Source organism: Paenibacillus sp. Marseille-P2973, assembly GCF_018101095.1.
Lineage (GTDB): Bacteria > Bacillota > Bacilli > Paenibacillales > Paenibacillaceae > Fontibacillus > Fontibacillus vini.
In genome coordinates this window covers 169,145-193,274 of sequence record NZ_JAGQEH010000001.1, presented here as the reverse complement: position 1 = coordinate 193,274, position 24,130 = coordinate 169,145, and the positions used below count along the sequence as shown (strand labels likewise).

The 24,130-nt window shown below is 48.5% G+C and carries 17 protein-coding genes and 1 other annotated feature; of the genes, 13 read left to right on the top strand and 4 right to left on the bottom strand.

The features are described 5' to 3' along the window. Positions 1-23: 23 nt before the first annotated feature. Positions 24-656: a GNAT family N-acetyltransferase gene (locus KB559_RS00900; RefSeq protein ID WP_211019712.1), complete on the bottom strand. Its 633-nt coding sequence runs from the start codon at positions 654-656 to the stop codon at positions 24-26. A 301-nt stretch (positions 657-957) separates the two neighbouring features. Here KB559_RS00900 and acsA point away from each other — a divergent pair, with 301 nt between their 5' ends. Further along, on the top strand, positions 958-2,682 hold the full coding sequence (gene acsA / locus KB559_RS00895; RefSeq protein ID WP_211019711.1) for an acetate--CoA ligase: 1,725 nt from the start codon (positions 958-960) through the stop codon (positions 2,680-2,682). 110 nt (positions 2,683-2,792) lie between these two features. On the opposite strand, the gene KB559_RS00890 is transcribed toward acsA, so the two are convergent. Then, positions 2,793-3,653 (bottom strand): alkaline phosphatase family protein, encoded by an 861-nt coding sequence (locus tag KB559_RS00890; protein ID WP_244861394.1) that lies wholly within the window; start codon positions 3,651-3,653, stop codon positions 2,793-2,795. 300 nt (positions 3,654-3,953) lie between these two features. Between KB559_RS00890 and KB559_RS00885 the strand changes: the two genes are divergently transcribed. The 6 genes from KB559_RS00885 (at position 3,954) to KB559_RS00860 (ending at position 12,149) form a co-directional block, all read left to right on the top strand. Beyond that, a complete protein-coding gene (locus KB559_RS00885) occupies positions 3,954-4,871 on the top strand; it encodes an ABC transporter permease (RefSeq protein ID WP_211020200.1) in 918 nt (305 codons plus the stop codon). A gap of 19 nt (positions 4,872-4,890) precedes the next feature. Next, the gene (locus tag KB559_RS00880) at positions 4,891-5,781 is read left to right on the top strand and encodes a carbohydrate ABC transporter permease (protein ID WP_211019710.1); all 891 of its coding nucleotides are present in this window, start codon (positions 4,891-4,893) and stop codon (positions 5,779-5,781) included. A 53-nt stretch (positions 5,782-5,834) separates the two neighbouring features. Continuing rightward, positions 5,835-7,355 carry an ABC transporter substrate-binding protein gene (locus KB559_RS00875; protein WP_244861396.1) on the top strand — a complete coding sequence of 507 codons (1,521 nt, stop codon included), beginning with the start codon at positions 5,835-5,837 and terminating at the stop codon, positions 7,353-7,355. Positions 7,356-7,479: 124 nt separating this feature from the next. Further along, positions 7,480-9,207, top strand: coding sequence for a sensor histidine kinase (locus KB559_RS00870; RefSeq protein ID WP_211019709.1), 1,728 nt, complete (start codon positions 7,480-7,482; stop codon positions 9,205-9,207). A gap of 52 nt (positions 9,208-9,259) precedes the next feature. Further along, positions 9,260-10,864 carry a response regulator gene (locus tag KB559_RS00865; protein ID WP_211019708.1) on the top strand — a complete coding sequence of 535 codons (1,605 nt, stop codon included), beginning with the start codon at positions 9,260-9,262 and terminating at the stop codon, positions 10,862-10,864. 55 nt (positions 10,865-10,919) lie between these two features. Then, positions 10,920-12,149 (top strand): alpha-L-fucosidase, encoded by a 1,230-nt coding sequence (locus KB559_RS00860; RefSeq protein ID WP_211019707.1) that lies wholly within the window; start codon positions 10,920-10,922, stop codon positions 12,147-12,149. 89 nt (positions 12,150-12,238) lie between these two features. Here the strand turns inward: KB559_RS00860 and KB559_RS00855 are convergent, their stop codons facing one another. After that, positions 12,239-15,337: a transglycosylase domain-containing protein gene (locus KB559_RS00855; RefSeq protein ID WP_211019706.1), complete on the bottom strand. Its 3,099-nt coding sequence runs from the start codon at positions 15,335-15,337 to the stop codon at positions 12,239-12,241. Between the two features lie 154 nt (positions 15,338-15,491). Beyond that, positions 15,492-15,758, top strand: a binding site (T-box leader). A 62-nt stretch (positions 15,759-15,820) separates the two neighbouring features. Here KB559_RS00855 and tyrS point away from each other — a divergent pair. From tyrS to KB559_RS00840, 3 genes are all read left to right on the top strand, one after another. Further along, positions 15,821-17,074, top strand: coding sequence for a tyrosine--tRNA ligase (tyrS, locus tag KB559_RS00850; protein WP_211019705.1), 1,254 nt, complete (start codon positions 15,821-15,823; stop codon positions 17,072-17,074). 194 nt (positions 17,075-17,268) lie between these two features. Next, positions 17,269-18,099, top strand: a complete 831-nt coding sequence (locus tag KB559_RS00845) for a MerR family transcriptional regulator (RefSeq protein WP_211019704.1) — start codon at positions 17,269-17,271, stop codon at positions 18,097-18,099. A gap of 126 nt (positions 18,100-18,225) precedes the next feature. Then, entirely contained in the window at positions 18,226-18,702 is a 477-nt protein-coding gene (locus KB559_RS00840; RefSeq protein ID WP_211019703.1) for an SAM-dependent methyltransferase, read from the top strand. A 48-nt stretch (positions 18,703-18,750) separates the two neighbouring features. Here KB559_RS00840 and rpsD read toward each other — a convergent pair whose 3' ends face one another. Next, a complete protein-coding gene (gene rpsD / locus KB559_RS00835) occupies positions 18,751-19,350 on the bottom strand; it encodes a 30S ribosomal protein S4 (RefSeq protein ID WP_211019702.1) in 600 nt (199 codons plus the stop codon). 465 nt (positions 19,351-19,815) lie between these two features. Here rpsD and KB559_RS00830 point away from each other — a divergent pair, with 465 nt between their 5' ends. The 3 genes from KB559_RS00830 (at position 19,816) to KB559_RS00820 (ending at position 24,072) form a co-directional block, all read left to right on the top strand. Beyond that, positions 19,816-21,819: a GGDEF domain-containing protein gene (locus KB559_RS00830; protein WP_211019701.1), complete on the top strand. Its 2,004-nt coding sequence runs from the start codon at positions 19,816-19,818 to the stop codon at positions 21,817-21,819. 154 nt (positions 21,820-21,973) lie between these two features. Beyond that, a complete protein-coding gene (locus KB559_RS00825) occupies positions 21,974-22,816 on the top strand; it encodes a hypothetical protein (RefSeq protein ID WP_211019700.1) in 843 nt (280 codons plus the stop codon). A gap of 140 nt (positions 22,817-22,956) precedes the next feature. After that, the gene (locus KB559_RS00820) at positions 22,957-24,072 is read left to right on the top strand and encodes an aminopeptidase (RefSeq protein ID WP_211019699.1); all 1,116 of its coding nucleotides are present in this window, start codon (positions 22,957-22,959) and stop codon (positions 24,070-24,072) included. Positions 24,073-24,130: the final 58 nt, after the last annotated feature.

Here is a 24,130-nt window from a genome sequence, read left to right as displayed (position 1 = left end):
CGTCCTTCCTCTTGAGTAAATAATCAATACATGAAGCGCTGCTGGAAACGGATTCTGTCAAACTGTTCTTCGGATTCGATCGGAACTTCCTTGCCGATCCGGACCATCAGGCAGTTGGCGGGGTGGGAGCAGATTTCCGGATCATCGGTCGCGTACCAGACCATATCAACGGTTTGCATCAGCCGTTCCATCATCTTGCGGTAATCCCAAACGGATAAGCCGCTGCTTTTAAGATCCCAATGCCAATAATACTCGGTAGTAAACACGATGTACTTTTCCATCTGACCGTCTTCAAACGCCGTGGAGATCATGCGGGAGCCGATTTTCAGGGACCGGTATTCATTGGACACTTCAATCGCGCCCAACTCGATCAGGTCAGGCATGTTCCCTTGAGACCACCGCTCCATCTCATCGGGATAGTGAAAAGTCACGTAGCCGATGATCACGTCATTTTCCCGGGCCAAAATAATCCGCCCTTCCGGAAGGCCGGCGATTTCAATCAGAGCCAGGTGCTGATCCTCCGGTTTGCGGAAGGCGTCCAGTTCGGGATGCATCCGCAGGGTACGGAGATGGGATGGCGTTACGGGGCCTTCCAGGACAATTTCGTGGTTTTCATGGGGCAGGGTATGGCGGATATACGTTTTTCGGTGTTCCATCATTGCCGCCTCCTTTGCTCGTTCCACTCTCTTATAACAGAAAAATGAAAATTTGAAAAGTATAGCCGCTATGTAAGACGTATGTTATAATGTTTCCGACATAAAATTTTCACAATTTTCACTTGACATCGTGATTTTTGTTGCATACTTTCTTTGCGGTCTTTTTCGCGTTTCTGATCAAACGGATGCCGTCCTATTAGCCGTCGCTCAGTGATCTTTCAACCACATGTTCTTTGTATCCGTTTTCATGATTTTGATCTATTCTATTAAACTTTTGTTCAGATCAAGGGAGGATGGAACGATGAGTCAAATGCAGGGAGAAATTATTTCAGCGGGAGCCCCTTCATCAAACCTGGGGAACTACGAAGAAGCGTATGCCAACTTTAACTGGGAGGACGTAGAAAAGCAGTTTTCCTGGTATGAAACCGGAAAGGTCAACATGGCTTATGAAGCGATCGACCGTCATGTAGACGAGGGAAGAGGCGACCGGATCGCATTGCGGTTTAACGACCCGACCCGGGAAGAAACTTACACGTTCAAAGATTTGAAGGAGAAATCCAATCAATTTGCCAATGTGCTCCGCAGTCAGGGGATCTCCAAAGGGGATCGCGTATTTGTGTTTATGCCGCGCAGCCCGGAATTATACGTCAGTATTCTAGGAATCTTGAAAGTCGGGGCCGTAGTCGGTCCTCTGTTCGAGGCGTTTATGGAGACCGCGGTCAAAGACCGTTTGGAGGATAGCGGAGCGGTTGCGCTTGTAACGACAACGACTTTGCTGCCGAGGGTGAAACGGGATGAGCTGCCGCTGCTGCATCATATTTTTCTGGTGGGAAAGGACATTGAGCCTGAAGCAGGCATTATTGATTATTTTAAAGAGATGGAGCATGCTTCGAGTGATGCCGAAATCGAATGGGTAAACCGTGAAGACGGACTAATTCTCCATTACACTTCCGGATCGACAGGCAAGCCGAAGGGTGTTTACCATGTTCATAACGCCATGCTTCAACACTATTATACGGGCAAGGTAGTCCTTGATCTTAAAGAAGGAGATGTCTACTGGTGTACGGCCGATCCAGGTTGGGTGACGGGGACTTCTTACGGGATTTTCGCTCCTTGGCTGCACGGCGCCACTAATGTAGTACGTGGGGGACGTTTTAGCCCCGGGGACTGGTATGATACGATTCAAAAAAATAAGGTCACTGTATGGTACAGCGCTCCTACCGCCTTCCGGATGTTCATGGGTGCAGGGGAAGATATCGTGAAACAATATGATCTGTCCACGCTGCGGCATATTCTCTCGGTCGGCGAACCGCTGAATCCGGAGGTCGTTCGTTGGGGATATAAAGTCTACGGACACCGGATCCATGATACTTGGTGGATGACCGAAACCGGGGGACAACTGATCTGTAATTATCCGTCCATGCCGATTAAGCCGGGTTCGATGGGCAAACCGGTTCCAGGCATTCAGGCGGCTATTATCGATGACAACGGCAAGGAGCTGCCGCCTAACCGGATGGGCAACCTGGCTGTGCGCACGCCATGGCCGTCCATGATGCGGCTCATTTGGAACAACGCCCCCAAATACGAGGAATATTTCCGAATCCCGGGCTGGTATATTTCCGGAGATACGGCCTATATGGACGAGGACGGATATTTCTGGTTCCAGGGCCGGATCGATGACGTGATCAACTCCTCAGGCGAACGGATCGGACCGTTCGAAGTGGAGAGCAAGCTGGTCGAGCATCCGGCGGTCGCCGAAGCCGGTGTCATCGGTAAACCCGATCCGACACGGGGCGAGATTATCAAGGCGTTCATTTCGTTAAGAGAAGGCTTCGAACCTTCCGAAGAGCTGAAGGCCGAAATATCCCGTTTCGTAAAAGAAGGCTTATCGGCGCATGCCGCTCCGAGAGAGATTGAGTTTAAAGATAAACTGCCAAAGACGCGTTCCGGTAAAATTATGCGGCGCGTGTTAAAGGCCTGGGAGCTGAATCTCCCGGCGGGCGATCTGTCGACGATCGAGGACTAATTTATAATTAATCGAGCAATAAACGGGGCTATCCCGCGCCATCATATGGCCGCAGGATAGCCCCGTTTTTTTGTCAGAATCATAAAACATATACTATTCTGTGCGCAGTACTATGCTCGGGAGAACGTTCCTCTTGTTAGCAGATCCTTCGGCAATTCGGCATCCCATCCCGCCGGCGTTGCCAGCCCTAAAGCCAGTGCAGTAACCCGGGCCGTATCCGTGATGGATACGGGACTCGACAGGTGGCCTTGCTTGATGCCAGGGCCGATGCAACCCCAGAAAACGTTGCGGTCCATCGGATGATCGCTGCCGTGATTATGTGTCTCCGCACCGCCTCCGCCATGATCTGTGAGCAGGATGATGAGGCTGTCCTCTATAAGATGTAATTGCTCCAAGCGTGCCAATATCATCCCGATGCGCTCGTCACAGGTTCCGATCATTTTCAAGTACTCGGGCGAATCCGGACCATAGCCGTGTCGATGGCCGGATCCATCCGGCTCGTCCAGTTGCAGAAACAATAGTCTTACGTCAGGATTTTCTTCCACATATCCTAAAAGAGCTGGGACAAGCTCGGCATCGGGCAGGGAAACCTTATAGACTCCAAGATTATTTTCAATGATTCCGGAGTTAATGGGGTCCCAACCGGTAAAGGAAGCCAGCTTGGCATCCGGTTGTTGCTCCCTTATCAGCCGAAAGAGGGAGGGGTAGGGAGAATCGGCCGGATAGGGCTCGTTAGCCGCCTTGTCATTGTTTAAGCCGTGTTTGTCAGGTCTCACTCCATGAAGAACGGAACCCCAGCATTCCGCACTGATCGTTGGCAATTCCGCCTGAGCTTCATAGGTGAAGGCGCCGCGTGGCAGCCAAGCATCCAGATGAGGGGTATTCGCTTGTTGTACGAAATTTCCTGCGCCATCCATACCCAGAATAAAGACTCTCTTTACGGCTTCTGCTTTTGCTTCTGATTGCGTCAACTTGTATCACTCCTCGTAAGAAAACTATGTTGAAGGCGGATTCCTCCACTACCCGGGAGTACCGCCTTGAGTATACGCACTTAGCATAAGAGGAGCTAACGGCATCGTCAATATGTGAAGGTTCTTTCTGGCGAAGTTGTCACAAACGTGATAATGATAAGTCACAATCCTAGTAGTTCGCGGAATCGGAGTCCATCTATAATTAGTGACAGAAAGAAATAACTAGAGAGGATGAGCTTTATGAAACCGCTTGCATCATCCGATGCACCTACCGTTTCTCCCGCTATAGTTCCCGGCCGAATGCGCACTTTTCGAAGAAAGATCAAAAAGTACAGGGCCCTGCTTCTTATGATGGTTCCCGGACTATTGTATCTGATATTAAATAATTACATTCCCATGTATGGGGTCATCTTGGCTTTTAAAGAATTGAATTATGTGGATGGCATTTTTGGAAGTCCATGGGCAGGTCTCTACAACTTCAAGTTTTTGTTCAACTCGCCGGATGCCTATCTAATTACGAGAAATACGGTGCTCTATAACGGAGCGTTCATTATCGTAAATACCTGTCTCGCGCTGCTTGTGGCACTGTTGGTCAACGAGATCAAGGACAAAGTCGTTACCCGTTTTTACCAAAGTACGTTTCTGCTTCCGCATATTATTTCCATGGTTGTAGTCGCTTATCTGGTATATAGCTTTTTGAATGCCGAGAGCGGATTTGTCAATCGCCAGCTTGCGAACTGGTTCGGCTTCGATTCGATCTCTTGGTACAATGAAGCGAGTTATTGGCCTTACGTATTGGTCATCGTCAATGCATGGAAAGGCGTAGGTTACCTGGCCATTATCTACTTCGCAGCCATCATCGGGATCGATAAAGAATACTACGAGGCGGCAACCATTGATGGCGCCAGCAAGTGGAAGCAAATGACGCGGATTACGCTGCCGCTTATTGCTCCTATGATTATCGTGATGACACTTCTTTCGATTAGTACCATCATGCGCTCGGACTTCGGTTTGTTCTATCAGGTGCCGATGAACTCCGGTCCTCTAATGCCGACTACAAACACGATCGATACGTTCGTCTATCGGGCAATGATCGTGCGTGGGGACATTGGAATGTCGACAGCCGCCGGCGTCTATCAATCCGTCGTCTGCTTCTTCCTGATTCTCGGTGCGAACTTTGCCGTACGCCGGATCAGCAAGGACAATGCATTATTCTAACGAGAGGAGGCGGCCTTCCATGCCGATTGCAGCACGTGTTCGCAAGTCATTCATTCATCTGTTCTTCATTCTGTTTAGCTTTGCTTCGCTGATGCCGTTCGTCCTGGTATTTATGGTTTCCATTACGGACGAGAGCTCTATTGTCAAGAATGGCTACAGTTTTATTCCAAGCAAATTCAACTTTGCCTCTTATCAGTTTCTGTTTAATGATTTTGGGCAGATCGCAAGATCCTATGGCGTAACCATCCTCGTAACGCTGATAGGAACCGTTGTCAGTTTATTTATCACGGCGCTTTTCGCTTATCCTTTGTCGCGTAAGGACCTGCCTTTAAGGCGGTCGATGTCGTTCATTTTGTTCTTCACGATGTTATTCAGCGGGGGCATGGTGCCGTGGTATATCACTTACGTAACGATGATAGGCCTCAAAAACTCATTGTTCGGCATGATTATTCCCAATCTTTTGATGAGCGCCTTCAACGTCCTGTTAATGCGAAGTTTCTTTGCCAATACGATTCCGGAATCCATCATCGAATCCGGAACGATTGACGGGGCAAGTGAGCTAACGATTTTCCTTAAGCTGGTGGTCCCGCTTTCCGCTCCCATTATGGCCACGATTGCGCTCTTCAATCTACTGGCTTTTTGGAATGACTGGTATAATTGCATGTTGTTCATCGATAAACCCGATTTGATCAATATACAGTATCTGATGACAAAGACGTTAAATAATGTTCAGTTCCTGGTCATGAAGGCGGATACCTCCAGCCAGGCCGGTGAACTGCTTGCCAAGATGCCGACCGAAGGGGTGCGAATGGCTCTTGCCATTATCGGCATTGCACCTCTCCTAATGGCTTACCCGTTCTTTCAAAAGTACTACATTAGCGGTATTACTAGCGGGGCAGTTAAGGGTTAAACCAAGCCTGCACTGCTGGTCTTAAATAAATAGATAAGAAGGGAATGGTCCAAATGAAGAAAAAAGTATCCACCATGTTAGCTTTGCTTATGGCCGTAGTGTTTGTCCTGTCTGCCTGTGGTTCGAAAACAAACAATGACTCAAAAAATGCGACCGGAGAGAACACCCCTGCAACGACAAATGAAGGAGAGGGTACGACGAATCTCAAGCCTTATAAGCTTACGCTTGTTTATCCGGGTACCGCACAGAAAGATCTGGCGCTTGTCCAGGAAGAGATGAGTAAGTATTTGACAGAGAAAATCAATGCAACGATCGAGCTGAAGCCGATTGATTGGGGCTCCTGGACGGATAAGACTAACTTGATGAAAATTTCCGGTGAGTCGTTTGATTTAATGTTTACTGCAGGATGGTTCGGTTATGGCCTTGATGTATCCAAAGGACAATTTATCGAATTGAACGATCTGATGGAGAAATACGGAAAAGATATCCCGACGGTACTTGGCGAAGACTTTATCAAAGGTTCGCAAATCAATGGCAAGTCCTATGCCGTACCAACAAAGAAGGAATTCGCCCAAGGCTTTGGTTTCGTTCTTAATAAGGATTTAGTCGATAAATATCAATTCAATACCGAAGGAATTAAAACGCTGGAAGAAATGGAAGAGATGTTCAAGACAATCAAAGAGAACGAGCCGGGTATAGTGCCTGTTGTGAGTAATAAATTTGCAAGCACTTGGTCCGCTGCCAATTATGACAACTCGATGATCTCCCGGGACAGTAAGGAATTGAAAGTTATCGATACATTGGAAGATCCTAAGTTCATCGATTTCCTTAAACGGATGAGACAATGGAACTTGAATGGCTGGTTCGATAAAGATGTTGTAACTTCGGATAGCAGCGGTCAAGCCGATAATATGCTTAAATCGGGAAAAGCCTTTGCCTTGGCCCAATCGCTCAAGCCTGGTAAAGACAAGGAAATGTCGGTAACGATGGGGCTTCCGTTAGTCCAAGTGGAGACGGCTGAACCTTACACCACGACCGGCGAAGCTACCGGGGCTATGCTGGCGATCTCCCGGACTTCCAAGGATCCTGAAAGAGCCATGATGTTCCTGAATATGCTGTACACGGATGCCAAGCTGCTCAATATGCTGGATTGGGGAATCGAGGGTAAGCACTACGTCAAGGTCTCGGATAACATGATTGATTATCCAGAAGGTGTAACGGCGGAAACTCAAGGATATCCAAGCCCGGGCGGATGGATGTTCGGCAATCAGTTTATCTCTTACCTGTGGGCTAACGAGGATCCCGATAAATGGGAACAATTCGAAAAGTTTAACGCTAGCGCCGAACGCTCTATCGCTTTAGGTTTTGCCTTTGACGAAACGCCGGTTAAAGCGGAGTTGGCGGCAGTGGGTAACGTGGATAAAGAATTCCAAATGGTTTTGAATGCGGGCGCCATCGATGATGTAGAAGGAACGATAGCCAAATACAAAGCTAAACGGGATGCCGCAGGTTTCCAGAAGATTCTGGAAGAGAAACAACGGCAGTTGGACGAATGGGCTAAAACCAGCAAATAATGAAGGGTTTGCAAGTCAGGAGTTGGAACCTAGTTATCCAACTCCTTCTTCCTTTTACTACATGTTGAGATATAATTGCTGTAATAAGTACACCAACCAACATTAGAAAGAGGAGAGAATAACGATGAATCCCAAAGGATCTCTTCGTTTTAAGCTAACGATTGGTTTTATCACGATTACGCTACCTCTAGTCATTCTGCTGATTTATAGTAATTTTACGGCATCCGGCTCGGTTCGGGAGCAAGCGGCAGAATCAAATAAAAATATGATAACGCTTTATTCCAATCAAATCGAGACCACCCTCGGTATTGAGGCAAACTTTCTATATGATTTAACTTCCCACGATGCGGATATTCTGTCTTTAAATAACATGGTCTATAACTCTGCGGATTACACGCTGACCAAAATGCGAATCTTGAACAGCCTCAGCCGGTACAACCGGTTCAATAATAGTGTCGATATTCAATTTGCTTATTCCAAGGTGAACCGCGATCTGGTTCATACTCCGATCAGATCGAATTCTTATGAAGAGACAATGGCGATCAAGCAGTGCATCCAGGATACTCTGGATAGGGCGGCGCCGGACAGCCCGGCATTCAAGGAGTGGATGACGGTTGACTGCGGAGGGTTCTACGCACTTTCGCGTATTGTCGACTCAGGATACGGCATGTACTTGGGAGCCTGGGTCCAGCTTGATCATCTGATGATTCCGCTGGAATTGATTCAGCTAGGCGGGGAGGGATTTTCCGCTCTTGCAAACTCGGAGGGAAGACTGCTGGCCGGGAGATTCGATATCGGCGGGTTTAAGGATCCGCCGCTAATCAATTCGAACGCGGGATATCAGAGACTTAAAGGGGAGAACGGCACTTATGTTGTCGTCAGTAATCCGATTGATTCGACGGACGTTACATTGATTGCCTTCATTCCGGAAGAAGGAATGCTGGATACGATCTATCGGTTCCGCAAGGTTATCATCTGGATTCCGTTATTTGCTCTGGTTTTGTTGTCTTTGTATTTGGTTTATCTCAACAGTATCATTCTCAGACCGATGAATGCCTTGCTCAAAGGGATGCGTAAGCTGAAGCGGGGCGATTGGGCTATACGATTGAACAACACACCTTCCAGGGAGTTTCATGTGGTCACGGAAACGTTCAATGATATGGCACAACAAATTCAGAAGTTGAAGATTAATGTGTATGAAGAGCAAATCCGAACCCATAAAGCAGAGCTGAAGCACTTGCAATTGCAAATCAATCCGCACTTTTTGTTAAATAGCATCAATGTCATCTATAATCTTGCCCAGCTCAAAAACTTTTCCGTCATTCAGGCCATGTGTCTTAATCTGGTGAAATATTTTCGTTTCACGACCAAAACGAGTCAGCCTTTCGTCAGTCTTTCCCAAGAGATGGAGCATATGGACAGTTATTTGTGTATTCAGCAGCTCCGCTTTCCCGGCAGGCTTACCTTTCGGATCGAGATAGAGGAAGACGCTAAAGAGGTTCCTATTCCTCCGCTAATTGTACAGCCTTTCATAGAGAATGCCATCAAGTACGGGTTTGACTTTATGGAGAATCCTTTTCATATCGAAATAAAGGCCATGATCGATGCTGACCCAAGATTTTGCCGCATAGTAATTGCGGACAATGGCTGCGGATTCTCGGATGAGTTGCTGGACTCCTTACGCAGCGGCCGATATTTCCAACTTACGAATGATCAGCATTTGGGCATATGGAACAGTTATCATCGTCTGCAACTCTTATACGGGCAGGCAGCGCATCTTAATTTCGGAAATTGTGATCCAACCGGTGCATTGATAGAATTGAGAATTCCGGTAAACTTTTCAGGGCAGTGAGATAAACCGCAATACTAATCAGTCACACAATCACAGCAGGAGGATGAGGGAAATGCAGATTTTGATTGTTGATGATGAAATGTACTCCGTCATGGGGATTAAAGATGCCATTAACTGGGGAGAATTGGGCGTTACTGCGGTCTTTGATGCCTATAACATGAGGGAAGCGATCAAGATCTTTCAAGAGCAGGAAATCAACGTCATGATTAGCGATATCGAAATGCCTAAAGGGACGGGAATCGAGCTGCTGGAGTGGGTCAACGAATTTTCACCGCAAACGGAAACGATTTTTTTGACGGCTCACGATGATTTCCGATTCATGCAGCGGGCTGTTCAGCTCAGCAGCTTCGACTACATGATGAAACCCGTTGAGTACGAAGCTTTGGAAGAAGTCATTCGGAAGGCGATCCGTACCGTAGAGAAGAAAAACGCTGAACTCGCCCAGAGTGAACAATATAAGCCATATTACGAGCTTTGGAACAAGAAAAAAACGCTTCTAAGCGAGCGTTTCTGGTACGACCTGCTTTCGGAGCGGATCGTGGCCACGGCGGAGGACATCTGCAGTCTTCCGGCTGAATATGGCATCGTTTTGCAGGCTGACGACCGGCTCTTACCGGTTGTTATAAGTGTGGAGAACTGGAAGCGGGAACTGAATACGCGTGACGAAGAAGTGATGGAATATGCCATTCGTCAATCCTCCTCTGAATTATTAATTGGCGACTGCAGGGGAGAGGTTGTGCAAACCAAACAAGGGGTCACGATTGCTATCCTTTATTTATCGCCTGAGGAGTTACCTCCACTGCTGGACAGTATCGGCCGGAAGTGCAACGAATATATAGATGCTTGCAGTCAATATTTGAACTGTACGGTATCCTGTTATATCGGCGAGCCTGTTATGCTGCACGAGCTTACGAAAATGTATAATGCTTTGTTAGCGATGGAATACAATAATCTCAGTTTGTCCAATCAACTCAATTGGTTGAGCAAGCGGAGCCCGGAGCCCGCCTCGGACCCTAGCTTGCCTGATTTTACGGTCTGGGCGCTGTTGCTTGAGAACGGTAAGGAGGAAGAGCTGATCCGGCAGTTTAGGAACAGTCTTCAGTTCCTGTCTTCCGACCGGCAATTTGGAGCCCATGTCCTGCATGCCTATTACCAAGGTTTTCTGCAAATGATTCATTATTTACTTCAGAAAAGGGGCCTGTCCGCACACCAATTAATTCATGAAGCCGGTGCGCCGAAAATCAAAACGCCCCCTCGGACTTTGGAGCAAATCGAAGAATGGGGAACTTGGCTAATTCGTAAAGTGCATCGCTGCCTCTATCAGGAGGTATCCGTTATTCCGCGGCTTTGCGCCTATATTAACGATCATCTGAGGGACAATATCACCCGCGAAATGCTTGCGGAATACGTTCATCTAAACCCGGCCTATCTTTCCCGCCTGTTCAAGAAAGAGGTCGGAATGAGCATCACGGATTATTTGCTTCATGAAAGAATGCGGATTGCCAAAGAACTCATTGTCAACTCAACGATTCCGATCTCCGAGATTGCGCAAACGATAGGGTACAGTAATTTTTCCTATTTCTCAAAAATGTTCAAGAAGGTCTATCATGAAAATCCTCAGCAATTTCGAAAACTATCAGGCTGCTCCGGCAGCTAAATGCTGCTAAGCTCATACCATTCAAGGAATGATGGATAGAAAGCGGGTGTTCACGATGAATAAGCCGGAACTTGCCTTACCAACAAAGCAGCAATTGAGATGGCATGACATGGAACTCGGCATGTTTTGTCATTTCGGCATGAATACGTTTTGTGATCAGGAATGGGGCAGTGGCAATGATTCGCCAGAAAAGTTTAATCCAACCCAGCTTGATGCACGTCAGTGGGTTCGTACAGCTAAACGGGCGGGTTTTAAATATTTGGTTCTGACAGCCAAACATCATGATGGCTTTTGTTTGTGGCCAACAAAGACAACTGATTATTCGGTGAAATCCAGTCCTTGGAAGGACGGCCGGGGGGACGTAGTGCGTGAGGTCGCTGACGCTTGTCGCGAGGAAGGCATTGCTTTCGGGTTGTATTTGTCGCCATGGGATCGGCACGAGCCCTGTTATGCCGATAAGGAAGCTTACGACGTTTTCTACGCCGAACAGCTGACAGAGCTGTTGACTCAATACGGGCCGCTTATTGAGGTGTGGTTCGACGGGGCTGGTTCCGAAGGAAGGGAATATGACTGGCCCCGTATTATTGGACTCGTTAAACAGCATCAACCTGACGCTATGATCTTTAATATGGGGCAACCGACCATACGCTGGGTAGGAAATGAAGATGGTGTCGCCCCTTATCCGTGCTGGAACACATCTTCGGAGGCTCGTGTGAGTATGTTTACGAGCGATATGTTGTCCTGGCTGCCGGAGACATCGAGCTGGCTGCCTGCTGAATGCGATGTTCCGATTCGAACCCGCCATTGGTTCTGGCATCCGAATGATGAGAGCAGCTTGCGATCTTTAGAGGACTTAATGGATATTTACTATCGATCGGTCGGACATGGTGCCGTGTTGCTGCTCAACCTATCACCGGATGATCGCGGATTGCTCCCGGACGTCGATGTGGAGCGGGTCATCGAATTTGGGGATGAGATCTCCCGTCGCTTTGATCATCCCATCGCGCAAACCTCCGGTGAAGGTACAACGGTGACGCTGACATTGGAGGAAATTACATCTGTCGATCACACCATCTTAATGGAACAGATCTCCCAGGGCGAACGGGTCCAGGAATATGTGCTGGAGGCGGAACAGGAGGACGGTGCTTGGGTTGAGGTTATAAGGGGTTCCGCGATCGGTCATAAGAAGATCGATTCTTTTGCAGCGATTCGGACTAAACAATTGCAGCTCAGAGTGACGAAGTGTGCAGCATTGCCGCTGATTCGGTACTTTAAGGTATTCTAAAAAGAAATTTCCGGACAGAAAAGCAAAAAAAGGCGGTACGCAGGATTTCATACCTTTGCGTACCGCCTTCTTGCATCCATCGGCGCTTGCTATTTGCCAAACTGGACGGAACTGGACGGCGTTGATTCTCCAAGCGCATTGACCGCTGTGACTTGAACCCAGCCGGTCGTATCGCTTTTGAAGGAGAACGATGTGCCCGAAGTCGAACCGAGCAGAGCAAATTGTCCGTCCGAAGTATTTGAATAATAGATGTTATAACTTGAAACTTGCTCAATGGAAGAAGACGCTGCCCATTGGATTGAAATATCGCCGCCGTTCCCTTGAACGACTACCTGGGCGGGAGCGGTAGGCGGCAGCATAAGGCCTTCCTGGCCTGGTTCGCCTTCCATCCCGGAAGGATCTCCTTCCGTCCCCGGGAAATCAGGAATCCAGCTGTCTGAGCTGACGATCGCGCTAGGCTCGGATTCCTTGCCGGCTACGTCGACAGCCGTTACGTAGTAGGAATGGGTAAACCCGCCGGCTCCTGAATCGGAGATCTCGGTACTCCCTCCGGTTAGGGCTGCATGGCCCGTATACTTGAAGGAACCGCCGTCCTCGGAACGATAGAGGCGATAACCTACCACGTCTTTTTCCGCATTTTTGCTAAATGTGACCTTCGAGTTTCCGCCTGATGACGTAAGCTTTACGTTCGCCGGTGCCGCAGGCGCTACTCCGTCATCGACGCGAGGATCCGGTTTAGTCGGTGCGTCCTCGCCGACATCCTTCGGCATGTAGTAGCTCAGCGGCTTGTGACCGCCTTTCATTTTTGCAAAGGCATTTTCAAGCTCATCGATCAGTTCCTTGATCGGTTTTTCACGCTTCATCACTACTTTTTCGAGCAACATATCCGCCGGCGTAGCTTCCTGCGGAATATAGTTGACTCCTTCATAAGTGATGTATTTCATCCGGACCAGAACATCATCCGGTTCTTTAGGGACGTATTTGGCATTGAAAATGTCGGTAACCATTTTTCCCGCCTGTTTGGTAAGCTCCGTCGGCAGCTTGCCGCTGAAGCCCGATACGGTCGCGGATACGATGCCGTCGGGTTTGACGAATTCCGGCGTGACGAACAGATCCGGCTCATTCTCGGTCACTTCGTTCATGACCATGGCCCAAATCGAGCGGGCCCGGGACTTGCCGGGCTCCGACAGCGTATTGACCGGCTCTTTATAACCGATCCATACCCCGAGGGTAACGTCGGGCGAATAGCCCATGAACCAAACGTCGGCGTAATTTTGCGTCGTTCCGGTTTTTCCGACGATTGGAATTTCCCCGTACTTCTTGAAATCGCTCTTAATCGATTTCCCGGTTCCGTCCTTGATTACGGTCCGCAGCATGTCGGTCATGAGATAAGCCGTTTGCTTGGAGAAGACCCGTTTCGGCTCAACCTCATGCTTATACACGATCTTTCCTTTGGAATCCGTAATTTTGGCGATCATGTAGGCGTCGTTGAATTCACCGCCGTTGGCAATTGCCGTGTACGCGTTAGTGAGTTCCTCCACGGTAACCCCGTATTTCAAACCGCCGAGTACGCCGGTTTGCGCCCCGTAATCCTGTTCATCGAGGGTGGTGATGCCCAGTTTCTTGGAGAAATCCCAAGCCTTTTCGATGCCCACAGTTTCGTTAAACAGCTTCAGGGCCGGAATATTGCGCGATTCGTTCAGTGCGGTCCGGGCGGTTACAAGGCCTTTATAGCCGCCGCTGGAGTTGACCGGGATGTGATATCCTTTTTGGTAATCGCGCAGAATCATCGGCGAATCGTCAATGATGCTCGCGGGCTGGATCAGCCCTTCTTCCATCGCCGGCAAATAGGCGGCGATCGGCTTCATGGTCGACCCCGGTTGACGTATCATTTGCGTTGCGTAATTCATTTGCTCCGTATAAAAATCCCGGCCTTCGATCATTCCGAGGATGGCCCCGGTATGATTGTCAATCATCATGCCGGCGACTTGCTCAAGCCCCTTGGTTTCGCTGTATTTGGAGAAATTCTTCTCGTTTTCCGAAACCTTGTGCATGGAGTTATAGACTTTTTTGTCGATCGTCGTGTAAACCCGATACCCTCCGGTCAGCAGCTCTTGACGAGCTTCTTCAAGTATTTGCGAGTTTTTGGCGACCTCTTCTTTGGTCATCTCCGGATTGTTCAGCATGGCGATCGTAATTGCGCTCTGACGCTCCGTTTCGAGCATCAGGTACGGAAATGTCTCGTAAGCTTTCTTCGTTTGCGGTGCGAGCGACCCTTTAATATCAAACGCAAGCGCCTCGTCATATTGGGCTTTCGTTATTTTGTTCTCCTCAAGCATCCGCTGAAGCACTAGGCGCTGCCGTTTGAGCGCGCGGTCGAAAGCTTCCTGGTTGAACTCTCCTTTGCCGTTATAGGCGGAATAAGAAGAAGGAAGCTGCGGCAACCCGGCGAGATAGGCGGACTGGGCAGTGTTCAGATCATCAAGATTAACAATATTGAAAATACCTTTGGCTGCTGCTTTGATCCCGTAAACCTGATAACCGTTGGAGCCGTTCCCGAACGGTACTTTGTTCAGATATGCCGTTAAAATTTCATTTTTGCTCAGAAACCGTTCCAACCGTAATGCGAGCAGAATTTCCTTTACTTTCCGGTTGTCTGTCCGGTCCAGATTCAGAAATACCCGGCGCGCCAATTGCTGGGTGAGCGTGCTCCCGCCGGTCTGGATGTCTTCTTTGAGCAGCTTTTGCTTTACGGCGCGCATGGTCCCTTTCAGGTCCACACCCTTATGTTCTTCAAAATGATTGTCTTCAATAGCGATGACAGCGTCTATGACGGAAGAAGGGATTTCGTCGAAGCTGACGGGCCGCCGGTCCTCTTCCGAACGCAGCTGGCCGATCGGCTGGCCGTCGCGGAAGTAGGCGAATCCGGTGATTTCGTTATGATCGATTTTTTGTTCAATATCGGTACGTGATCTCACGGGTTCGTCTATGACGATTGAGGAGACGTATCCGAATACTGCCCCTCCGGCAAACAAGGCCCCGGCAAAACCGAGCAAAACGAGCCATCCCAGCGTAGTCCAGACCCAGCGGCCGCGTCTGCGTTTGCGTACGGGCTTCTTGTTTCTGGATTCGCTTCGCGACTTTCTTTGCCCTCCCTTGCCGGAGTTGTTATCGTTTTCATGAACCATGGAATTCCTCCTTTTAACAGCAACATTATAGCATAAAAAAGGGCGTTTGACCGCTTTTTCCACCCATTCGGACACGATCCGACCGTTATTCGGGAGAAGCCGAGGTTTGACTTGACGAAAGTTTCTGTGTTATAAAATAGCTAATTGCATATCGTCAAAGGCTTGGAAAGACTTAGTAGAAGGCGGAATCCCGCCGCTCAGAGAATCGGTGGTCGCTGCGAACCGAATGGGCGGATCCCTTTTGAATTACCGTCTGGAGCCGTCCGGGGGAACGCAGAATTGTCAGTAGTCCGGTACCGGGAAGACCCGTTATTGAAATGAGGTGAAAACCGTCTGTTTGCCTGTGCTCGGGTTATGGGCATTGATTAAGCAGCGGTTTTAATTAGGGTGGTAACGCGAGCAGCTCCTTCTCGTCCCTTGGGATGAGAAGGAGCTTTTTGTCGTTTTCGGCAGATATAAATTAATTGTGGAGGATGATTGAAGATGAAATGGGATGAATTGACACTGGCTCAGCAGGAAGAAGTAGAACGCCAACTGCAGGTGATTTCCCGCGGGGTTGTTGAAATTGTGCCGGAGGACGAATTAAGACAGAAAATCATGAAATCGGTGGTTACCGGAACACCGCTGAATGTGAAGCTTGGCCTTGATCCTTCAGCGCCGGATATTCACGTGGGGCACACCGTAGTTTTGCAAAAGCTGCGTCAGTTCCAGCAATTCGGGCATCAGATTCAGCTCATTATCGGCGATTTCACCGGGAAGATCGGCGATCCGACAGGGAAATCGGAAACCCGCAAGCAGCTGTCCGAGGAGGATGTGCAGCGGAATGCCGAGACGTACCGCCAGCAAATTTTTAAAATTCTGGATCCGGAAAAAACGAAGGTATTCTTTAACTCGGAATGGCTTGCGCCGATGACGTTTGAAGAAGTGGTCAAGCTGGCGGCAAAAGTTACCGTAGCCCGGATGCTGGAAAGAGACGATTTCACCAAGCGTTATCAGAACGGCCAGCCGATCAGTATTCATGAATTTTTTTACCCGCTCATGCAGGGGATGGATTCGGTTGCGCTGCATACCGATATCGAGCTTGGGGGGACGGACCAGAAATTCAATCTGCTGATGGGCAGAACGCTTCAGAAGGAATATGGCCTGGAGCCGCAGATTGCTATTATGACACCGCTGATCGAAGGTCTTGACGGTGTGCAGAAGATGAGTAAAAGCCTTGGGAACTACATCGGCATCGACGAGGAACCGAACGAAATTTACGGTAAATCGATGTCCGTACCGGATGACCTCATGCTGAAATACTTCGAGCTGGCGACTGACTTGACGAATGAGGAGTTGGCCGTGCTTAGCGAAGGCGTCAAGCTAGGGGCTGTTCATCCACGTGATGCCAAAATGCAGCTGGCTTACACCTTCGTACGCATGTACCATGGCGTCGACGCAGCTGAAGCGGCACAGGAGCACTTTATTACCGTCTTCCAACAGCGGGCGCTTCCGGAGGATATTCAAGAGATTACGGTTGCTGCCGGAGAACTGAATGACGGTAAAATCGGTCTGATCAAGCTGTTGTCGCTGCTCGGATTTGCGGCTTCCAATAGTGAAGCCCGGCGCAGTATTCAGCAGGGTGCGGTCAAGGTGAACGAAGAGAAGCTTACGGATCCGAATGCCGAAATCGCTATAGCGGATGGAGATGTCATCCAGGTAGGTAAACGTAAATTTGCGAAGCTGCTCGTGAAATAAGAAGAAAGGAGAAAGAGGCCTTGCGGCCTCTTTTTTCATATTCAAATTTACATGGAAAACTTCTATTTAATTGATTGATTCAAAGTACCAGTGCAGAACTGTTTTAGGGAGAATTTTATTACAGTAACAGAAGGATCGTTCGAATAAAATAAAGTAGCATAACCTAAGTTTGGTCCTGGAAAGGAGGGTTTGCTATGTTTAAAATCGGAGAATTCTCAAAGCTTACCCAGGTTTCGATAAGAATGCTTCGCTATTATGACGAGACAGGTTTGTTAAAGCCGGCGCGGATCGACAACGATTCGGGATACCGTTATTATTCGGTTGAACAAATCTCTCTTTTGCATAAAATCATTTTTTTACGGGACACGGGGTTCACGGTTGCTGAGATCGCACTCGCTATCGGCAACTGGGAGGACTCCTTCATAACCAAGCAACTCAGAGTAAAACAGGAAAAGATAGCCTCCGAAATCAGAAAAGAACAGGAGAAATTGAAGAAAATAAAAATCGCCCTCCGTGACATTCATGACGAAAAAATGGCCGTGCATTGCAATGTTACCCTTAAAAGCGTGCCAAGCTACAGGGTTCTATCATTGAGAAGAATAATACCGGACTATTTCGGCGAAGGGGCGCTTTGGTCGGAGATCACCCGTTATATAGAAGCGGAAGGATTGGCCATCCCTCAAAACAGTAAAACTTTCGCGGTTTATCATGACAACGATTTTAAAGAACGCAATGTAGATGTTGAGGTATGTGTAGTGGTGGATGAAGATCTTCATAAAATCAGCAACGGATTTACATTTCGTGAAACGGAACAAATCGATTCGATGGCCTGCGCTCTGGTGGATGGTCCTTATGAAAATATCGGATCTGCTTTTTTGGCGTTAGCACGCTGGCTCCATTCCCATGATCAGTACAGAATGGATGGCTTGAACAGGCAAATTTGCCATAAGGGCCCGTGGAACGAGGAGAATGCGGAATGTTATCTCACTGAAATTCAAATTCCGGTTGTAAAAAAACAAATATGAATTCGTTAATACAGCCTCTCGAAGTGTTCGGGGGCTGTTTTTTTCGTTTCTTGACTCTCACATGGTGGCAGGCGTTAAAGTGAAATTGAACTTGGAAATGATTTATAAAAACAAGGAGGATGCAAAGTGGAAAAATTATCAGTCAATCCCATCGGAACTATAAAATCGGGTCAAGTTGGGACATGTATCGTTATGGACGAGAAATACGTTCCGGCATTAAAAGGATTGAAAGGCTTCAGCCATGTGATTGTTGTCTGGTGGTTTCATGAATTTGACAATGAAGAGGCCAGAAATGCGATGCAGGTGCAGTCGCCTTATAAATCTTCTCCTCCAAGTTTGGGGACATTTGCTACCCGCTCGCCGCTCAGGCCCAATCCGGTAGCCTTGAGCGTAGTTCAGGCGATTCATATCGATGAAATCCAAGGCATTATTCAGATTCCCTTTATCGATGCCAATGAAGGTTCGCCGGTTATCGATTTAAAGCCTTATACGCCAAGTCTCGATCGGGTAGAGTCACCACATGTCCCGGAATGGTGTTGGCACTGGCCGGGGAGTCTGGAAAAGTCGGCATATTTCGATTGGGCAGGAGAATTTAATTTTTAAAACAAAAAAACCGGCCAATCCCCAAGGGAGTTGGCCGGTTTTGGATTCTTAACGGTTGTAGAATTCGACGATTTGTTTTTCGTCGATGTCTTGGGACAGCTCGGAACGCTCAGGCAGACGAATGAACTTGCCTTCTACTGCACTGTCGTTGAATTCCAGGTAAGCTGGAAGATGCGAGCGGTTTTCCAAAGCTTCTTTAACAGAAGACAGGCTGCGGCTTCTTTCACGAAGACCGATTACTTCGCCAAGGTTTACACGGTAAGAAGCGATATCCACTTTCTTGCCGTTTACGGTGATATGACCGTGAGCTACCAATTGACGAGCGCCAGCGCGGGAGTTTGCAAAACCAAGACGGTATACCAGGTTGTCCAGGCGGCTTTCAAGCAACGCCATGAAGTTTTCACCGGCGATACCAGGCATTTTTTGCGCTTTAGCGAACAAAGTGCGGAATTGCTTTTCGCCCAAACCGTACATGTGACGCAGTTTTTGTTTTTCCAAAAGCTGCATACCGTAGTTGGATACTTTTCTCCGTTGGTTAGGACCATGTTGTCCAGGAGGGAAAGGGCGTTTCAAATCTTTGCCAGTGCCGCTAAGGGAAATGCCGAGACGACGGCTGAGTTTAAATTTAGGACCAGTGTAACGTGCCATTGTATAGGTAGACTCCTTTTAAATTGAAATTTTCGTGTAGGGTTCTACTTGCGCGGGTTTTGTTTGGGCGGGCGGAGGATAGATGAATCCGCTCTCTGACAGGAAAGTTCAGCCGCTGTCCTGTCAGCAACAAAAACCGAGAGGGTGCTTCGCATGCGTTACGCCCCAATCAAGATCCTATCCAGATCTTTATCAACAATAAATATTATATGAAATAGGACGGTAAAGTCAAGCGGGGGATTTTGTTTTAAAAGGAAGAATCGTGTCGATAGGGCTTATGTCCTAAAATAATTGGGTAAAATGAAGGAATTTTAATGCAAAACCATCTGGATGATAGTAAAATAACATATAAACAAAGAACGGATCAAAGCTTACTGTAATAAAGGCGCAACTCAAGGCAGAGTCAAACGGCTTCGTTTACATTATGTCGCTGCGGGCTGGACGCAGTGAAAAAGGAGCTTTTTCATGACAAAACAATCAAGAGATGACCCGACGCAGTCGTTTAAGCCGAATATAAGCAGTACAAGCATGTCTTTGCCGCATTTGACTGAAGGAGAAGAGCAGGAGGACCAGATAAATTGGCTGGGATTGCTCGATATAACATCCTATGACTTTCCTTATATAGCTTCCCTGCTTCAGACCGCATATACCGACTGGCTTGTGGAAATGACAGATGTTCCAGCTCCTTGTCCCGTCGAATGGTTTGCTGCGGACTTTAAAGGTGAACTCCTGAAACCGGGGACAACCTATCCAGAGGATGAGCGGGCTCTCGATATCGCTCCCGAGGTAGCCCAGGCCTGTCTGATCTGCCGGGACGTTACCGCCTCCCAATCAGGAACAGGGCATTGCATCGCGGTTCCGATTGTGACACGGCATACGAAGGAAGTATTTGCGGTGCTGGGGTGTCAAATCGCAAACATGGATGAGGCAGGAATCAGTTTTGCGCAAGGATGGGTAAAGATGGCTGCCGGATATTTCCGGACATGCTTCTACAAGAGATTTGAATCTTTATTCGTATTGGACTTGCTTCAAGTCCAGAAGCAGGCCAAGCGGGAGGAATATAGAAGATCCATCCTGTTCCAGGTAGTTCAAAAATTGCATGACCAGATAGATGTTGATTCGGTGCTTACCGAGGTGTTCGAACGGATTGCAGGCATGTATCCCGGAGCGAAGGTCGAGCTGCTCATGTCGCAGGATCATCTTAGCCGCGATCCCCGGGTCAAATCGCTCCAGCTTCAGGGAGAGCGGGATCACATGTGTGTCCGGGCGTTTATGGAAGGCCGGATGCTGCGGACGGAGAAGCGGGGGAAGGATGACAAGACTTACTTGGAAATCGCGGCTCCTCTAGTAGGTAAGCAGGGGGTTTACGGGGTGTTTCATTTGGTGATGCCCCGCGAGGAAGTCGAAGAGGTGGATTTGCAGCTGATCGGAATGCTGGCGGACACGGCGGGCTCGGCTTTTGAGAACGCGAAATTGTACGAGCAGTCCAATCTGCTGGTCAGTGAACTCCGGCTCATTAACGAGCTGACCAAACGGCTTAATCAGAGCCTCCGGCTCAAAGAAGTGTTCAAGTTCGCTACAGAGGAATTGTTGTCCATCTTTCGGGCGGAGTATTGCTGTATTTCTCAAATCGACAAAGACAGCGATTTCTTTGAAATTATGGCCTGCAACATTCCGTCGCTCTCCAAAGAGAATTTTCCGAAAGATTACGGTTTTAGCGGACTTGTATTCTCTACCAGGGAACCTATCATTCTGTCCGATTACAAGGCTTACGGTAACATAACGTCCAGATTGATGGACGAAACGGGTGCCCGCTCGCTGATCGCAGCTCCCTTGGTCGTTCGGGGCGAAGTCATCGGCGCGATTATGCTGGCGCACCGTGCGGATCGATTTTTTTCCTACGAGAATTATAGATTGCTGCAGGTGTTATCCTCGCATATCGGGCTGGCGATCGCCAACGCTTCGCTGCATGCCGAAGTACAGCGGATGGCCAATCACGATATGTTGACCGAGCTGTATGCGCGGCGTTATTTGGATGACCGGATTCAAGAGCTGATGAAGCGGGATGAAGGCGGCTCCCTGATCATCGTAGACATCGATTTGTTCAAACAAGTCAATGATACTTACGGCCATCAGACCGGAGACAAAATATTGAAGCAGGTGTGCTCCATCATTAAAAGCACGGTTCGCAAAACGGATATTGCGGCCCGCTGGGGCGGGGAGGAGCTGGCGATTTACCTGCCTGGAGCGGACGTGCACAGCGGCTACCAGATCGCCGAAACGATCCGTCTCCGGGTGGCGATGGAAACGGAGCCTCAGGTTACGGTATCTTGCGGAATTGCGGAATGGAACCATGACAGCGAGAAAATCAGCGTCGAATCCCTTTTTTATCTGGCGGATATGGCTTTATACGAAGCGAAGAAGAATGGCAGGAACCGGACTGTAATCGGATTTCCTCCTAATGAATGACTTATCCGAAATGTTTGATGATTCAGAACGTCCCTCGGGACGTTCTTTTTATTTTGATATGCGAATAGATTCCTTTTGTCGGGTTAGGCTACAGCTAACATACCTTTTCCGGTTGCAGAGTCTGCTTCCCGGAGATAGAGAGGCGCTAATCACGATGCAAAGGACATATTTCAAGACGGGCTTGGTGTGGTGCGTGATTCTGACGTTGTCGGCTTGTGGCCTCAAAGACGTGAAAACGCCCGAAGAATGGTTCAAATTTTCCTGGGCGGGATTGGCGGGATGCGATTCGTTGACATTTCGCGGCAGTGCGGCGATTTTTCGCGGAGAGAATTCCAAGATGGAGGATGCCGTGAACTTTACGGGGAAGCTGAAAGATCATCACCAACTGGCGATTCAAACCACCTTGCCGTCTTCCTCGGGCAATATCGGTGAAACCGACGGGGTACAAGCGGCCGGAACCCATCTTAATACGGTATATAAGGCAGAACTGCAATGGAACGAAGGAAGCTGGAATCTGAAATCCAATAAAACGGATGTCAATAACCTCGGCATTGCGCGGTTGAACCCGCTGGATCAATTAGAGGAAATCCGATCCCAAAAGAAAACGATCAATGTGGAAAGCGGGGCTGCAAGGGGAACGAAGGTCCTGCGAATCGAGCTTGATTCAAAGGAATCCGCACAGAGGTTGCAGGCCAAATTGGCGGACGAAATGGAGGCGGTCAAAGCGGGTTGGGAAGAACAGCTTCTTAAAGTTAAGGCTGAACGTCGTCCGAAAGTGAAACTGGAGTTGGAGCGCACATGGTCGGAGGGAAGGGGCCAGTTAATGTCTATGCTGGATCAGGCGGATGCCAGGGTCGTTTATCATTTAACCATTAATCGAAATTCCGGCCTGCCGATCCGGCTTTCTTCCGAAACGGAGTTGACCTATATAAACGCATCGGGAAATCCCGAAACGGAGGTGTTGCGGACGGACAGTCGGTTTGAACAATTCCGCTGAACCGGGGATGGGCTGACTTCAAAGAAACACCGTGTTACAATAGAAGGGTATAATTAACCAATGTTCAACTTTCTGCGGATTCTTTTTTGAAGCCGCTCCGGGCTCAGAGCCCGTTATTTTTTGAGGAGGCGAGTGCTGTTATGCGAGATCCAAGAATACAGAAACTGGCGGAAAACCTGGTAGGGTATTCGGTTGATGTCCAGCCTGGAGAAAATGTACTGGTAGAAATGATCGGCGATGAACGGGATCTGCTTAAAGCCGTGATCGAGGAAATCGGCAAGAAGGGCGGCAATGCATTTGTTGAGTTGACGGACAAAACCGTTCAGCGTACCCAATTGATGAATGCCACGGAGGAAGGAATCAAGGCGTGGGCTGAATACGATCTTGTCCGGATGAAAATGATGGATTGCTACATCGGCATCCGTGCGGGGGCCAACGTTAATGACATGTCCGACGTGCCTGAAGATAAAATGAAGCTGTACAATTCGCTGTATTCCCATCCTGTACATAGCGAGCAGCGGGTTAAACGTACGAAATGGGTCGTGCTCCGCTATCCGAATGCAAGCATGGCTCAACTGGCTAACGTCAGCACAGAAGCCTTCGAAGACTTCTACTTCGACGTATGCAACCTGGACTATGCAAAGATGGATCGCGCCCAGGACGCGCTGGCGGATTTGATGAAACGTACCGATAAAGTTCGGATTACCGGACCGGGAACAGAGCTTTCTTTTTCGATCAAAGGCATCGGGGCGGAGAAATGCTCGGGACAAAAAAATATTCCGGACGGCGAAGTGTATAGCGCACCTGTGAGAGATTCCGTAAACGGGACGATCAGCTACAACGCCGCCACGCTGTATAATGGCGTTACTTTTGAAAACATCAAATTCCGGTTTGAGAACGGAAAGATTGTGGAAGCGACCAGCAACGATACGAAACGCCTGAATGATATTCTGGATTCCGATGAAGGCGCCAGACATATCGGGGAATTCGCGATCGGCTTCAATCCTTACATTCTGCATCCGATGAAGGACATTCTGTTTGATGAAAAGATCGCCGGCAGCCTTCACTTCACACCGGGTCAGGCTTATGAGGATACCGACAACGGCAACCGTTCGTCGATCCACTGGGATCTCGTGCTGATTCAGCGGCCGGAATACGGCGGCGGGGAAATTTACTTCGATGATGTTCTTATTCGTAAGGATGGGATCTTCGTGCTTCCGGAGCTTGAAGGGCTTAACCCCGAGAATCTGAAATAAGAGAAAATCCCTTGCCTGGAAAGCGGATTCAATGTATCATAAGATTATGTTATTTCAA